The 15,290-nt window shown below is 45.1% G+C and carries 17 protein-coding genes; 6 read left to right on the forward strand and 11 right to left on the reverse strand.

What is annotated here, in order from left to right; translation table 11 throughout:
• Positions 1–549 (forward strand): hypothetical protein (locus JW968_05880; GenBank protein MBN1386473.1); only part of this gene is annotated, 549 nt, incomplete at its 5' end.
• Positions 550–833: 284 nt separating this feature from the next.
• On the opposite strand, the gene JW968_05885 is transcribed toward JW968_05880, so the two are convergent.
• Positions 834–1,487: a class I SAM-dependent methyltransferase gene (locus JW968_05885; protein MBN1386474.1), complete on the reverse strand. Its 654-nt coding sequence runs from the start codon at positions 1,485–1,487 to the stop codon at positions 834–836.
• 184 nt (positions 1,488–1,671) lie between these two features.
• On the opposite strand from JW968_05885, the gene JW968_05890 reads away from it, so the two are divergent.
• Both JW968_05890 and JW968_05895 read left to right on the forward strand, forming a co-directional pair.
• The gene (locus JW968_05890) at positions 1,672–1,905 is read left to right on the forward strand and encodes a 4a-hydroxytetrahydrobiopterin dehydratase (protein MBN1386475.1); all 234 of its coding nucleotides are present in this window, start codon (positions 1,672–1,674) and stop codon (positions 1,903–1,905) included.
• Between the two features lie 314 nt (positions 1,906–2,219).
• Entirely contained in the window at positions 2,220–2,357 is a 138-nt protein-coding gene (locus JW968_05895) for a hypothetical protein (protein ID MBN1386476.1), read from the forward strand.
• Positions 2,358–2,500: 143 nt separating this feature from the next.
• On the opposite strand, the gene JW968_05900 is transcribed toward JW968_05895, so the two are convergent.
• Complete coding sequence (locus JW968_05900) at positions 2,501–3,256, reverse strand: ATP-binding protein (protein ID MBN1386477.1); 756 nt, start codon at positions 3,254–3,256, stop codon at positions 2,501–2,503.
• 335 nt (positions 3,257–3,591) lie between these two features.
• On the opposite strand from JW968_05900, the gene JW968_05905 reads away from it, so the two are divergent.
• A complete protein-coding gene (locus JW968_05905; GenBank protein ID MBN1386478.1) occupies positions 3,592–6,165 on the forward strand; it encodes a hypothetical protein in 2,574 nt (857 codons plus the stop codon).
• Between the two features lie 59 nt (positions 6,166–6,224).
• Here the strand turns inward: JW968_05905 and JW968_05910 are convergent, their stop codons facing one another.
• Positions 6,225–6,509, reverse strand: a complete 285-nt coding sequence (locus JW968_05910) for a hypothetical protein (GenBank protein MBN1386479.1) — start codon at positions 6,507–6,509, stop codon at positions 6,225–6,227.
• Complete coding sequence (locus JW968_05915) at positions 6,413–6,631, reverse strand: hypothetical protein (GenBank protein MBN1386480.1); 219 nt, start codon at positions 6,629–6,631, stop codon at positions 6,413–6,415. Before JW968_05915 ends, JW968_05910 begins: the two co-directional genes overlap by 97 nt.
• A gap of 340 nt (positions 6,632–6,971) precedes the next feature.
• Between JW968_05915 and JW968_05920 the strand changes: the two genes are divergently transcribed.
• The gene (locus JW968_05920) at positions 6,972–7,499 is read left to right on the forward strand and encodes a hypothetical protein (GenBank protein MBN1386481.1); all 528 of its coding nucleotides are present in this window, start codon (positions 6,972–6,974) and stop codon (positions 7,497–7,499) included.
• A gap of 114 nt (positions 7,500–7,613) precedes the next feature.
• On the opposite strand, the gene JW968_05925 is transcribed toward JW968_05920, so the two are convergent.
• The 3 genes from JW968_05925 to JW968_05935 all read right to left on the reverse strand — a co-directional run bounded on the left by JW968_05925 (position 7,614) and on the right by JW968_05935 (position 8,899).
• A complete protein-coding gene (locus JW968_05925) occupies positions 7,614–7,958 on the reverse strand; it encodes a hypothetical protein (GenBank protein MBN1386482.1) in 345 nt (114 codons plus the stop codon).
• A complete protein-coding gene (locus JW968_05930) occupies positions 7,955–8,134 on the reverse strand; it encodes a hypothetical protein (protein MBN1386483.1) in 180 nt (59 codons plus the stop codon). The genes JW968_05925 and JW968_05930 overlap by 4 nt, the downstream gene beginning before the upstream one ends.
• Positions 8,135–8,230: 96 nt before the next feature.
• Entirely contained in the window at positions 8,231–8,899 is a 669-nt protein-coding gene (locus tag JW968_05935) for a hypothetical protein (GenBank protein MBN1386484.1), read from the reverse strand.
• Between the two features lie 156 nt (positions 8,900–9,055).
• Between JW968_05935 and JW968_05940 the strand changes: the two genes are divergently transcribed.
• Positions 9,056–9,850, forward strand: coding sequence for a hypothetical protein (locus JW968_05940; GenBank protein ID MBN1386485.1), 795 nt, complete (start codon positions 9,056–9,058; stop codon positions 9,848–9,850).
• 266 nt (positions 9,851–10,116) lie between these two features.
• Here JW968_05940 and JW968_05945 read toward each other — a convergent pair whose 3' ends face one another.
• Genes JW968_05945 through JW968_05960 form a run of 4 tightly spaced genes read right to left on the reverse strand, consistent with a single transcriptional unit; the run spans position 10,117 to position 15,286 of the window.
• Positions 10,117–11,214, reverse strand: a complete 1,098-nt coding sequence (locus JW968_05945) for a M20 family metallopeptidase (protein MBN1386486.1) — start codon at positions 11,212–11,214, stop codon at positions 10,117–10,119.
• The gene (locus tag JW968_05950) at positions 11,211–12,545 is read right to left on the reverse strand and encodes a hypothetical protein (protein MBN1386487.1); all 1,335 of its coding nucleotides are present in this window, start codon (positions 12,543–12,545) and stop codon (positions 11,211–11,213) included. The genes JW968_05945 and JW968_05950 overlap by 4 nt, the downstream gene beginning before the upstream one ends.
• A gap of 43 nt (positions 12,546–12,588) precedes the next feature.
• Positions 12,589–14,706, reverse strand: coding sequence for a hypothetical protein (locus JW968_05955; protein MBN1386488.1), 2,118 nt, complete (start codon positions 14,704–14,706; stop codon positions 12,589–12,591).
• 13 nt (positions 14,707–14,719) lie between these two features.
• On the reverse strand, positions 14,720–15,286 hold the full coding sequence (locus JW968_05960) for a hypothetical protein (protein ID MBN1386489.1): 567 nt from the start codon (positions 15,284–15,286) through the stop codon (positions 14,720–14,722).
• Between the last annotated feature and the right edge of the window lie 4 nt (positions 15,287–15,290).

Here is a 15,290-nt window from a genome sequence, read left to right on the forward strand (position 1 = left end):
ATTCTTATGGCATCTATATTGAAATCAAAAAATATTCCTTGCAGGGTTCGTTCTGGATTTGCGCATTATTTTAATAACTATAGCGGTGACCACTGGATAAATCAGTATTGGGACAATAAAAAAGAAAAGTGGGTCACCTTTGACGCTGATGGATTTTTTGATAAGTCCATTGGGTTTGATCAATATAATATGCCTGAAAATAAATTTGATTGGGCGGCAAATACTTGGCTTGGAATTAGAAACAGCAAGTTAGATGCCAATAATTTTAAAAACGCAGATGGTTCTGTCGGGCTGATGCCAGTTCTTTGGGCAATATTTTATGATTTTCATAGTTTGATGAACAATGAAATTCTTTACAATCAACAGCCCAGCTATATTTACTTCAAATTTGATAAATTGACTGAAAAAGATTTTGAAGAAATTGATGAATTAGCCAAATTGATGTTAGAACCAGATAAAAACTTTGATGAATTAGTCAAGATTTGGAATACAAAAAAGAAATTCAGAATTTTAAATGGTCCACTTATTGGCGATAATGATCACTTTTAGTGGAAATAAATTTTTGCCCCTTTATTTAATAAAATGTTCCTGACTCAAACTCACTCCGCTATGCTCCGTGCCACGCTGCGCTCTCCTCCCTTCGGCCGTAGGGGGATTTAACAGGGCTTATGCGGAAACCTTGTTGCAATTCGGTTTCCCAAATTGCTCGCCAGGAGGTCGGAATTTTCTGGGTTGCCTGAAAATTCCTCCACTCGGCTCGCAACTTCGCATAAGCCCAATGTTAGTTTCAATTGAGAAAACGGCCAAAAAAACTTACGAAAATCTTATAGCTCTTATTTTATGATGCTCCACTTAGAACAACAAATGTATAAATTATGTCTTACAGCTTCACAATTAGCAAAAAAAGTTTCTTTAATTAACTTTTTTCCTGTAACTTTAAATCCTTCTTTTTCTAAGCATGAAATATAAAATTCTTCATCCCTAAATAAAATTGGATTTCCTGAATCTTTTAATATTGCTTTTGGATCAAAAATTTCTTTGCCATCAACAAGCTTATAATCGCCAGTTATTACTTGAAATAAGAATTTACCATCAGCTGTCAATGTTTCTTTTACTTCATTTAGACATTGCAGCAATTCTTCTTCTTTCAGATAATATAACATATCTTCACTAAATATAAAATCAAATGATTCGTTTAAATTTTTGATATCTGTTGCGATATTTCCATGTAAGACAATCGGAAACTTACTATTCCCTTTTAATTTATTTATATCATCAACTTTTCTTTTATCAATATCAATTCCATACGTTTTTGCTCCTCTCTTTTGCATTTCAAGCAAATCAGCACCAATGCCAAAACCAAGATCTAGAACTTTTTTATTTTCTATGTTAATTCCTGCATGAAACATAAATCTAAATAAACATGGATTTGGACACGCAAAAACCGACCATTGCACTTTATTCCAATATTCAACAGTTTCATTCATCTTAAAAGAATTGATAAGTTAAATTATATATAAGATTTTCGTTAAATGGCAGTTTTCTCAACTTTTCGGACGCCATTTCCCCACAATTTGCACCAAAAAAGGATTTAACAGGAACATATGCTATGTGTGATGATCTTAAGATCCTAACATTACATTTATATATTTTAATCCCTCGCTTACTGGAATGGACTGGAAAATAGAAGAAAAATATTTAGTAAAAGAATTTGAATTTGCTGATTATTCTGAAGCAGTAAAATTTGTTGACAAAATCCTTCCCTTGGCAGAGGAAGCGAATCATCACCCCGATATTTTAATCCATGGATGCAAAAAAGTAAAAATAATGATATATACCCATAATGAGGATAAGATTACAGACAAAGACTATTCCTTGGCAACCCAGATAGATGAAATTTTGTAGGATGGATTTTATGATTCCTGGCTCCGCTCCGAGAGCTTATCTGAATCGCGATGTTGGATTCCTATCTCGGGACAACCATAATCTTTATTAACCTCTTTCAAGATTAATCATATATGAACTAGCCGCTTATCGTAATCATCGGGACTCAATTGCTTTTTACAGCAAGCGATTTGTTGGCAAGGAATTATATGCCCAAACAGGGTTTTGCTTTAGCGACTTTTCTAAGCGGTTGGTTCCTGGCATATTTTTCAATAAGGATTGTCGCCATGTTTGGTCAGCTGTATGTATTTACCGCAATTGAGTTAGGGAGAACAATGGCTCTATTCGGGGCAGTTTCGATAATGCTGGCCAATCTGCTGGGATTCCTGGTTCTGAAAGAGGTTTTGAACCCCTGGGCATATGTTGGGGTGACATTGGCTGTTGTCGCTTTCATTGTCTTGGCTCTGACATGATGAAAAGGTGTTCTTCGGTAAAGAAGCTTGAACATGGAAGAAAGGTATTCTCATCTGATCTAGAATGATGCATAATCATGAGTATATCATGGGGTTTCGACTTAGGATATTAGGAAATTCTGATTGAGAACATGAGAAAAGCATCATCTCCTGAACTTCACAAACCCTTTCTCATCTACAATAGGTCCGCGTAAGAAGAACTCTCCTGGCTTGAGCTTCTTTAGCTCATCTGCCTCCTTCTGCTCCACCCCTAGATACTTTCGCAGCACATCGACATCGCTCTTCCATTCAGTGCGGCCAATGATGATATTCACGCATTGTGAGATCACATTCTTGGAAAGATATGTCAGTCTCTGGGTCGCAAACATCATGCCGATGCCGCGCTTTCGGCCCTTCTTAACCAGTTTTATTATAGCATTCAGGCATTTTGACTTGTTGAACCCTTTCTCAGGCACATATTCGTCTGCTTCATCAAAGACAAGGAGATAAGATATCTTCCTGGAAGTCTCCAGATCCAGGAATGCCTCGCAGAACAGCCCGACAAATTCCTGCATGTCTGCATCATCTGTTGTGCTGAAATCAAGGACCGCGCTTTTCTTCTCAGAGATTATCTTCTTTGCCAGCGTCTCAGGATCGCTTCCTTCTGTTATCCTCTCGATGCCGAGTCCGGAATACTCCCCTTCGAGATCGAAGATGATGATCGGGATCATGTCTTTGATCTCGCGGATCATCTTCTTGATTGTATAGCTCTTGCCGTATCCTGTTATCGAAGCCACAAGGGTCCTGTTAGCCACAAGCCCTTCGAATGATATCTTCTTTGTGTGCGTCACTTCAAGGTCTTTTGGTTCCGAAAAAACCCTCTCTTTCTTCTCCTTCTTGAAAAGGTCGAAAAATCCCATAGGATATCATTTTGTCAGGCTCTTTTTAAATATTATCACAGCTTCAGCTTGATTTGCAGTCTTCTGCTGATTATAAATAAATCCATGATTATCCATGGTATTGATTAAAGGGAATATAGCGCATATTAGTGTATTAAGCGTGGGTTCAGTGCCAATTTTAGTATCAATAATACTCAAAGGATTGAGATTTATATATGAAAATAAATGAAGAAAAACAAAACATTTATATACAAATCATTAACCACTGAGTAATAGTCTAAAGACGTTTTTCCCGAGGTTCTGATCCTCGAAGAGGGGTGGTATGATATTCATCAAATACTTGGCAAGGTGATAAAATGAGAAATAAGATTTTTTTGGGAGCAATCTTCATGATTTGCTTGCTGCTCACCATAGTCGCAGCCAGCGCAACAGCTCCCCAGGTCGCATTGATAAGTCCGGGGAACAATACCCGTGACATAGACGGCAATGTTCTGTTCCTTTTTTCAGCAGCAGATGATTCTAATCTGACAACATGCTCATTGTACACGAGCGCATCAGGCACATTCTCCCTTGAGCAGACCCAGACAATAAGCAAGCAGTCTGTGCAGGGAAATTTCACATCCCTTGGCTACGCGCCGGGGCTGTCATTCCAGTGGAATGTCCTGTGCACTGATGATTCAGGCAACCAGAGCTTTGCCCCTTCGAACAGGGCTCTCAAGATCAACTCAAATCCTGTCTTCACACTGACTTCCTTGCCGGCAGTGGCTGAGGACTCAGGAGCCCACACAATGAACCTTTCGCTGTATGCATCAGATGCTGATGGGGACTCTGTTGGTTTTGCCAAGACAACAGCTTGTGATTCTTCAATCGCTGCATTCTCTGTCTATCAGGGCATCCTGACATACACACCCCAGCCGGACATGTCCGGCTCCACATGGTGCAAGATAGCTTACACAGACAGCTTTGTTACTCTGGAAAAGAACCTGACACTGGAAGTCACTCCTGTCAATGATGCTCCTGAGCTCGCAATACCCTCACTGACAGTCGTTCAGGGCATGAGCGCTCAGGTTAATCTCTCATTGTACACCTCAGACGCAGAGAACGACCCGATAACTTATGCGGTTCTCAGCGAGAACACGGCCCAGGTCGATTGCTCTGTCAGCGGCAGTATCCTTGAGATAGAAGCTGCTGCTGGATTCCAGGGAACAGCTAAATGCGAGATAATGGCTTCTGACGGATCTGCAACAGACATCCAGAATGTCACGATAACATCCCAGCCTGCTGTCGAATCCATCTCTGTCGCAAAGGCAGACGGCCAGATAAAGACTGACGGCACAACCATATGGGTCAACACACCTATAACATTGACGATTGTCAACAGCGGGAATGTGCCGACCACAGCAACTGTGAATATCCCTGTCCTGAAGCTGGCTGCTGATCCAAGCAAGACCATCAGCGCTCTGAGCTATTCTCCTTCGCAGTCTGTTAGCCTTGCTGTCGGTGAGACAAAGCAGATAACTGCGACTGCAATGGGTATCCCTGCCGATAAGGACTTGGGCACTTACAGCGCTTCAATGAATGTTACTTATGGCGCTTCTGGCATCTACACTAACACGGTGTCTTATGTCGTCGCCCAGGCAACGACTTCGATGACAGTCGCTCCGGCAAGCGCATCCCATACAACTGGAGGTGCATTTTCAGGCAACTTCACGATAAAGAACACCGGGGATGTGACCATAACAGGCATTGAGATAAGCCAGCTGGCATTCAGCGGTTATAATATTGTCTTCACTCCTGCGAATATTGCATCTTTGGTTCATAATCAGGAGGTCACCGTCTCTTACAGCGGAACAGCGCCTTCCGGTGCAGGCTCAAAGACCGGCACTGTCTACATTGACTCAAATCAGATAAACAAGACTTTCAGCCTGACAGTCAGGCCTGAATCTAAGCTTAAGATTGTTGAAGTCGATGCCAAGGTGGGCAGCAAGACAGATGACAATCTCCAGGATGGTGCCACAATAGATCAGGAGGCCAAGCCCGGGGACAAGGTCGAGCTCAAGATAAATATTGAGAACCAGTTCACTGACAATGACGACGAGATAAAGGACATCATGGTAGAGGTCACTGTTGTTGACCTTGAGGATCTTGGGGATGATGACATTGAGATTGATGTGGATGAGTTCGATTTGAGCGGGGACCGTGACACTACAAAGACTGTGAGCTTCACTGTCCCTTACAGGGTCCTTGAAGGCAGTTATGAGATCAGGATCCATGTGGAAGGAGAAGATGAGGACGACAATGTCCATGAGGATGACTGGACCCTGAATCTTGAGGTCGAGAAGGACAGCAGCTCTGTGATCATCTCGAGCTTTTCTATTGAGGATGAGGAGCTCACATGCCAGAGGGACACTATCATCAAGGTCACAGCCACTAATATTGGCTCAGACACCGAGGACAAGGTCAAGCTTAACATAATCAGCTCCCCTCTTGGCCTGAATGAGGTCAAGAATTTTGAGCTTGATGATGACCCTGAGGATGATGACAGCGAGCAGACATTCTCATTCCCGATAAGCCTGGAAGATGATCTCCCGCCTGGGAATTATCAGATAATCATAAGGCTCTATGTCGACAATGACAAGGAGGATGAGGAGAGTCTTTTCCTGAATGTCAAGGCCTGCACAACAGGCAACGGCAATGACGATGATGACGATGGTACAGGAGACGATGACAATGGCACAGGAGATGATGATGGAGGATTTGATGTGGATGGCGATGATGATACCGGATCTGATTATGGTTATCCTCCGACATCAATAAAGGATTCGACTGGCTTCATGGATTCAGATTTGTATATCATACTTCTGATTGTCCTGAACGCGGTCTTTGTCGCTGTGCTCATCTGGCTGTTGGTCCTGTTCCTTGCCAAATAAGAGCTCTAATTTTTTTATTTTCTCTTTATTATGCTTTATTTTCTGGTTTGCTATTCCTGTTAATGACACGATTTGCGCATATGTATGATCCGTGCCCAGCGGAGTTTCCAGGAGATCGTTCCCGATAATCTCTCGACAATTGTCTTCGGAGACAATGACACTGCACCTGCCCTCTTTAGGCCTATGGAATTCGCTTTCTTGACCAGTCTGTCAGCTGCCGGGATTGATCTGCATGCGACATGCAGTATCAGCGGCTCCATCTTGAGCCATACTTCACAGGATGCGCCTCTGGATGCCTGCCAGACTTCATCGGCATGCACGGTCCATGCCTCTTGAACAGCCATTTCGATTCCTGCTTTGCTTCTTTCCTGTCAAGCAGCACTATCCTGCCTGCGCATGAGCTTGTGGTGTAATAGTCCGGATCAGAGTTTATGGCTGTGCACAGCCTTAGGATGCCTTCATCTATCCTTCCTTTGACTTGTCCTTCTTCGCCAGTGCCTGCTTCTTCTCATTGTCGAATGTCATCAGAGGCAATTATCGGCAATGATTTAATAAATCTTTTTGTGGTTCTGCCACTGCTGTGCCTGGTTTTCTCAATAGAAAGAGATATTACATAAGTCCGTAATGTTATATCCTGCACCAAAGGTGCAGGTCAGGAATTATCAGCCCGGTTTGCACAGCAAATCGGATAAAAATATTATTTCTCTTATGGTATATTTCAATATGTATTCACTGCATGGCAAAGAAGCCTGCAAAAGAACAGAAATTTTCAAAATATTTATAACCCAGACAACCAATCAAGGGATATGCACAAAAAAATCAAAGAGATATCTGATCTATATGATGAATTTGTGAGGGATCTTCTCAGGTCTGGAAAGCTCCCTGCATGGGATACTGGAGAGGGTTATTATAGCTCTTCAGAGACTGAGGATATGATCATGCTTTTCCAGAAGATAGACTGGTCGAAAGTGAGATCTTTCCTTGACTTGGGCTCTGGTGATGGCAAGTTAGCTCTCATGGCCTCTTTATTCACAGACTCTACCGGCATTGAGATTGACAAAGAGCTCCACAATAAGGCAGAAGAATTCAGAAGGAAGCTCAGGCTGAAGTGCACTTTTATCTGCGGCAATTATATGGAGCATGACATCTCAGGGTATGATTTGATCTTCCTCAATCCTGACAAGCCTTTCTATCGTGGACTCGAGGCAAAGATGAAGAAAGAACTGAAGGGAAAGCTCCTCGTCTACAGTCCCGTATATCACCCGCAGACTCTCAAGAAGACCAAGGAGTTCAACATAAACTCCAGGATCATCCCCCAGTATGAGAACAAGTGATTTTTCTACAGCCACAGGACGGTGGTTGCGGGATGGGCAGCCGACTGAATAAACCAGACCGCAGGTCAGTCAGAGAAAAGATGTTCTCAGAAAGAATGGATCAAAGAAAAATAATCAGCAATTCCCGCATCCGTATTTTGGTAGAGGGGTGGAATCCTGATAATCAAAATTAGGCGCATCTGTCCTTGATGCTTTGCTATACATCTGGAGAGGCGTAATTGTATGATACATATCTTTTGAAGGATTCACCGGCGTCTTCATATCACCTAATGGTATCAGAAGATAAGCTTGTTTTTGCTGCATGCCTGTATATCCCCCATAATTCTCTCCCATTGCCAGAAAAGCCACAGCTATCGGTTTTGGGAACAGGTCCTTCATCGGATCTCCGCCTGCTCTTAGTCCTGCGCCTATTGATTCTGCCATATAATGGTCATACATCGCTTTCTGAGGGTCTATCATTCTAATACCTCCTCGAGTTTCCGCTCATTCAGGCGGAAATCATATCCCTGCTCTTTCATCCCATCGATGTGCATCTGGATAAGTTGGTCGACTACCTGTTTCATCTTTGCTATCTGCTCCCTCTCTTTGATCAGCACTGATAGCGCCCCTTTGTGGAACGCCAGTTTCTCGTCCATCTTGCACCTGTGACTGTATTATCAGTATGAGGTATGGTGGATTTCAGGGTTTTTAAAGAAATTTAAGCTTTCATTTATGGATGTGGGACATAAATATCATGCCAGCCCGAGCTTCTTGACTTTCCTGTGCAGTGTCTCATATCGGAGCCCTATCCTTTTTGCTGCTATGGCGACATTGTAGATGCTCTCTTCAAGGGCTTTCTTGATATACGCTTTTTCCCATTCCTTCTCAGCCTCATCCAGGGGAAGCTGCTCCTCATGCAGCTCTTTCACTATGTCCTTGGAAAGCTCTGTCACATTCTTGTACATCTGATTGAGTTTTTCTGGGTGTATCACATTCTCATAATTCTTCAGCACATCGCCGATGATGTCAGTCACCATGATCTCCTTGACATAGCTCGGCTTGAGCATGTCATTCCTGATCTTGGCAACATTCAATCCTGTCTCTTTTATTATCCTGTGCACAGAACGCCTGTCTGTCCCTGCAATCTTAGCAGCCTCTGAGATGTTTCCGTATTTTGTCTGGAGTATCTTCTTAAGATATTCTTTCCTGAACAGCTTCTTCGCCCTCTTGAACGGTATCTCTGTGTTGATGTTGAACTGCGGCTTTGTCAGTTTTTCGCCTATGTCCTTGTTCAGTTCGTCTATCGTCACCCCGAGGATCTTCTGCGTCGCCTGCTCGACTATCGGCACTATGACATCAAGTTTCTTCTCGAGCTCTTTCTCGAGGTTCTCACTCTCCTTTTTTTCGTCATTCTCAGGCATATCATGACCTTTCTGTCACAGGTATTTTTAAGATTTCTTATTTTGGAGCTTTTCACTATTACACAAAAGTAAAAGTCTGGATGCAAGGTGATTACATGCTCTTTTTCCTTGTTTTCAACGTAATATTTTTAAATTGGGTTCCTTTTGATAGATGCCATGGAGTTCAAGCTTGAGAAAAAGGGGAAACCGACAAGTGACCTATATCCTAAGGAGGCCCTTGACATAGCCTATGACTTCTCGAAGAAGGCATATAAGGAGTTCGGCCGCTTCATCAGGGCCATAGTCCTTTTCGGCTCCACCACCAAGAAGCACAATGCTGGAGGGGATATTGATATCCTGATTGTCATCGATGACCTCTCTGTGAGCATAAAGCCAGAGGTTGTTGAGACCTATAGGATCATTGTCGAGAAGATAATCTCTGAGACAAGCGACAGGATCCATATAACATCTTTGAGATTCACGAGCTTCTGGGAATATGTGAGATCCGGCGATCCGATAGCGATCAATATCCTGCGGGATGGCATGGCTCTCCTTGATACAGGTTTCTTCAATCCGCTTCAGATACTCCTTTACCAGGGCAGGATAAGGCCGACTGCCGAATCCATCTATGTCTATTATGAGAAAGCCCCGCGCACTTTGTTCAATGCTAAGTGGCATCTTCTCCAGGCGACAATCGACCTCTACTGGGCTGTCATGGATGCAGCGCATGCTGTCCTCATGAAGCACGGCGAAGCCCCTCCGAGCCCGAGCCATATAGCTGACCTCATGGAAGAGAAGCTTGTGAGGTCAGGCATGATCAACGAGAAATATGCCAGGACTGTCAGGGAATTCTATAATCTCTCGAAGATGATCCAGCACCGTGAGATAAAGGACATCAGCGGTGAGGAATTCGACCGTTATTTCAAGGAAGCTGATGAGTTTGTCCAGCACATGCGTGAATTATTGGTATGATTTGTTATAGTTCTCATGATTCTCTGCCATATATATTGTTCATACCGGAAAATCTCAAGGAATTTGAAATTTTTTATCCTCTGCTGTACAGAGGTCATCAAATTGCAGACAAATTCGCACCTCGAATGCATGATTTGAAGTGAGACACGAGAATATCTGCAGAGCGAATTTGATTTATCACATCTAGTCCCTTGAGATTTACATCAGAACCGGTGAGCGAGGCAAAGCATTAAGCGAGTTAGCAGAAAAAAAGAGAATACACCTATCTAAGCGGACTTTGTTATGAAGTCATGCACAGTGAGATAGTATGGCATCACTGATTTCAGCTCCAGATACTCTTTTGTGGTATGATGACCTTTCCCTGATGGCCCGAAGTTGACTGCAGGTATGCCACGTTTATAGAAAAACCTTGTATCACTGCCTCCTGAGCTACGTATGAGTTTCACCCTCCGGCCGATCCTGCGTGTTGCTATCTTTCGCAGCTCCTGGACATGCTTGTTGCGAGGCTTTGTATCCAGGATGTCTGCCTCAAGCAGTTTCTTGTATCTTATCTTGTTCTTGCGCAGCACAGCCAACACTTTTTTGCTGTCAAAGTCTGGTGTTGTCCTTATGTCAAGTATCATCTCTGCTTTTGATGGCGTCACATTAGGAGGGTTCTGGCTGATGAAATTTGTGACATTCACTGTCGGCAGCCATTGATTATTATTTTTCGCCTGCGGTATCTCATCCATTATCTTCTGGTACTGCCTGATCAGTATGTCAATCGCATTTCTTCCCAGCCAAGGACGGGACCCATGGCTGGCCCTCCCATACGCCTTCAAAAGGACCTGCAGGCTCCCTTTATGCTTCACTTCAATATTGCCTTTGCTTGTCTCACCAGTCAGCCCGAAATCTGATCTATACCCTTTCCTGATGAGATACTTTGTTCCATCATGCCCGCCGATTTCCTCGTCTGCAACAACCATCAGCCCGATCCCTGGCTTCTTTTTCATCCTTGAGAAGTGCTTCATGAGGTGCATGAATATTGCCACTGCCCCTTTCATGTCAGAGCTTCCTCTGCCGAACAGCTTGCCTTCCTTGACCTCTGCATTGAATTGTGTACTCTGGCCTTCGACAACATCCATATGGCAGTTGAGTATCACTTTCTGCTTCTTGCGCTTGTTGAATGCGACCCACAGTATTGGCCTCTGCTTTGATTCGAATCTCTTCACGAAGAAATCTGGGCCTTCAAAGTATGATTGGATGAAGTCCATGCACTTCCCAAGCTCTTCTATCTTGTCTTCAGTGGTCCTGTATGATATGAGCTGGCTCGCCAACCCGACTATCTCTTTCAGTGTCTCCTTATCGTCGATGTGATCGCTCATAGTTCCAGACCCTCGACTGTCTTCCTTGTCTTATAGACTTCCTTGAGGAGCCTTGTGGTGCTGTCCAGCATCACATCTGAGCACACATCATTAGGTATCTTGTCCTTCTTCCCGAATCCTTTTTTCTTGAATTTCGCTATCAGCACATCAGACACTGTCTTCTTCCTGTCGACAATAGAGGATAAGGACTTTACCGCAGGATAATATTCCTTATCAGTGAATCTCCTGGCCATGCTCATGAATCTCTTGCTGTAATTATATATCTCTTTGGAGTCAAATCCCTCATATGCGCTGAGGTACTGCAATGTCTTCCTGACATGCGTGTGCGGCGGGATATAGATCTTCTCTCCCTCTATCCTGAAAGGCTCTTCAATCCCGATATCAGAAGGGATGACATCATAGTTGTAGAGATTCACTGCACGATTTATGAACTTGAGCAGCACTGTTGCAGCTGTCACATACTTCGGATGATTGACATCCATTGATCTCAGCTCCATCGTCCCTATCTTGTTCACACGTACAGAATGCCATGAATATTGGAGTATCTTACCATATCTATAGACAAGATTTGGGCTGAGTCCTGCCTTGACAAGCAGGGATTTCACCGAGCTGTGCCTGTTCTCTATGACTTGGAGGAGATCTGTTAGTGTATGTTTATAGATGGGGAGCCCGGCCAGCTTCGGAGCTGTTGAATATATGCCTTGGAACGGGAAAACTCTGCCTGTCCTCTGGATGAGAACTCTTGTGTCTTTTGCAACATATCTGCCATCAAGATAAGGGGAGCTCTGCATCAATGTGACCATTGCAGGATCCATCGATATCGCGAGATTATAGCTGTTCAGCATGTTCTGCGCTGCTCGTGACCTGAATAGCCTCTTTGGGAATCTCTTTTTCCAGTCAAATATCCCTTTCGGCAATGTGTAATGGAAGTGGAATGCAGCTGTCTTTCCTGCCATCTCATACTTGCTCTTGCCCCCGAATATCAGTCTCTCTTGCAGGGCATACCATTTCTTATGTCTCATCTTGGGATGATAAGAGAGCGGTGGCACAGAAAGGGGATAGATCAGGTTATCATGCATTGCAGCCACATCGATCAGAAGCTGTATATTGTCTAGGTAATCAACGCAGGTATTCTTGACCTTGACTGAAGGGTATGCACCAAGCTCGACCATTGAGGTTGCGCATTCCTTCACCACAGTGGCATCTTTCTTATGCGCTTTGCAGTCTGCAATTATCTTGTCGCTGTCATTTGATATCCTTCCATCCATGTCAAGAAGGATGTGCTCGACCTCTAGGCCTGTGAGCAGCTTCTTTGTTGTCTTCTTTTTCATATGGAGAACGTGGAGATCCTATCTTTTTTAACTTTTTCGGCGTTTATTCCATGCGGACGCCAGACCACAGTGTCCAGTCCTCTGACGGGGAATAGCCCCCGAACACATAGTATGGCGTCTGAGGTCTTCCGAAATAGCTCTGGTAGACATCTGTCCATCCTCTCGGGCCTCCGCCCATCATCGATGGCGGCCTCATGCTGGGTCCTGTGAAGATTGGGCTCCCTAATGCTTCCCATGTCTTTGTGAGTATCCTGTCTGCTGGCTGCTCTTCATGGCCTTCGGATATTATAGTGCCTGCGAAGCCTTTCTGCTTCAGCTTCTTGAGCGCATCCACGACAGGAAGTGTTCCTTGCCCTGCCGGGAGGTGATGATGGCCTGCGCCCATCGCATCGACGAGATGGACATGCCCGATCACTCCTGATTCCTGGAGCATCTCGACCTGTTCCAGATACCATTTGTCGAATCTCTTGTTGTACTGCTCTATGCTCTCCCCTTGGTTCCTGACAAAGTGCTTTTTCCACATGCCCAGGTGCTGCGTGTCGAATGTCGCCTGGATATGGTCTGTGGCCCTCTTGTATGCCTCTCCCGGGCTCATGCCCCTTTTGTTCATGAGCTCCTCTGCCATTGCCTTTCGTCCTGCGAGTACCAGCTCTTTCAGCTCTTCAGGATGGCTGCCATATCCCATCTCAGGGAATATGTTCTCCGGAGCCACAAATATCGGTCGCGGAAGCTGTTTCTCTTTTGTCACATCCATTGCATGGATGCCGCTCTCGACCATGGATTTTATGCTCTGCTTCATGGCATATTTTCCTATGGATTCTGCATGCTCCCTCAGTATCTTCTGCTCTTCTGCTGACTGCATCTGACCAGTCACCATCTCGCGGTTTGCGCGGATGTTGTCCCTGAGGTCCTGGAGTGCATCGTCGATTATCTGTGTTGTCATCTTATATTCAGGAGGGAGGAGCTCTCCGCCTGGTATGTATCCTCTAAGCCCGCTGGCCTGCCTGAGTAGGAGGTCTTTCTCTTCTTCTGGCAACCCTGCTTCGATCCGCTCATACATCTTCCTTAGCTTCTTCAGCTTCTCTATCCCCTCAAAATACTTGTCTGTCCTCAGTGCATACTGCAGTGCCCAGCCCCTTGCAACTCTCTCCTGTGTCTCGGTCGTCGCTATAAGGAACGCCTCTTCAGGTGTCTTATATGCGATAGGGTCCTGGACCTTGAGCTGCTCCACAGTTATCCCTCTTCTGCTTGCTTCCAGCTTGTTCCTCTCATCAGCCTCCTTGACAAAGTCATCCCAGGTCATCTGCTTTACATCGAACATGCCTGTCTCCTTGTTGTAGACAGGCACTCTCTGCTCGAACTGCAGCTTGTGGCCTTCATAATCCACATAATCCCCCGGATCCACGTGGATTTTGTCCCCTTTCTTGATGCCCAGCTCAGGATTGTCGACGTCAGACACATAGTCATATCCCTTGTCTGACCTGTTCCAGTCTGCTCGCGCAACTATCTGGTTCTTCCTGACCTGTGTTAGTATCTGTCCTGTCCTGTTGTCGACAATGGGTATTATGGCCCTCTCAGCCTCTTCTGCATATCCGAGGAACTGGCCCTTGTTCCACTCTGCTTCTGAGATGGGCCTCTGCCATTCTCCTGTATGGACAACTACAGCCCCTCCTTGCGCCACATCTGCAGCGAAGTCAATTGCCTTCTTGATCTCCTCGACCTGTGTCTTCCTCTGCTGGTCTGAGAACCCCTGCTGCGGTCCTGCGTATCCTGAGAGGTTTCCGATGTTTGTCGGCGCATGGACACTCGTGAAGGTTATCTCATTGGCCTGTGCCATCTCGCGGAGCTCTTCTCTCGCTTCTGTCCCGTAGGATTCTGCCCCGACTGCCCTGTCTGATCCTTCCATCTGTGTGGCGAGCTCCACCATGCCTGCTCCCATCCTTATCGCAGACTGCACGCTCTGCCTGAATGTGCCGAACTGCCTCCCTTCTGTGACGCTCATCCCTACCTGGTTGATGTCATAGACAGGTTCCTTGAACGGCGTGATCTCACCTGACTGCGCTGCCCTGAGGCTGTAGTCCATCATCGCCTGTTTCTTCGGCTCGAATGCGCTGTAATATCCCCTGTCCATTGCGCTGTAGTATCCGCTGTCGAAAATCATTTCATTCCGCTCTTCATTGCTTGTATTTCCTTATGTTGTCCACGATGCTCTGGCTGACATTGACCTGTTCCTGCACATCGCTTGACAATGACCTGTATCTTGCTATTTTTTCCAGGTTCTTCTCTATCGCATAAAATTCCTCTACATCCTTTGATGACCAGCTGTCGGCATATTTGAGCCTGTTGAGCTCATACTGCGCCCCCTGGACCCATTCCTGGGGAGGCTTTGAACCCATGTCTTTGATGAATGAATAGGTCTGGGATGGTCCGGCAGTGAGTTCAGCCGGTGTCTGGTACTGCCTTTGCTCTCCTTCGGGCGCCGGGGCCTCTGCAACTTTTTTCTCGAGATCATTCTCTGCCTCAAAGAGCCTGTCCACATCCACTCTTATCGGAGCAGGCATCTCGACTCTCTGGGTGAGCTTGGTTATCCTCTGCTCATCCTCTATCTCGCGGATTGAGTCGCTTATCAGCTTCTCTGCCTCGGTGAGCTCCTTCTTTCTTGTCTCCTCAAGCTTCCTTAGCTTCTCTATCCTCTCTCTCGGGCTGAGCTTCCGTATCTCGTCTATCTCGTCTTTTGCCATGATT

This window comes from Candidatus Woesearchaeota archaeon (assembly GCA_016928155.1).
In the GTDB taxonomy this organism is placed as follows: Archaea; Nanobdellota; Nanobdellia; order Woesearchaeales; family JAFGLG01; genus JAFGLG01.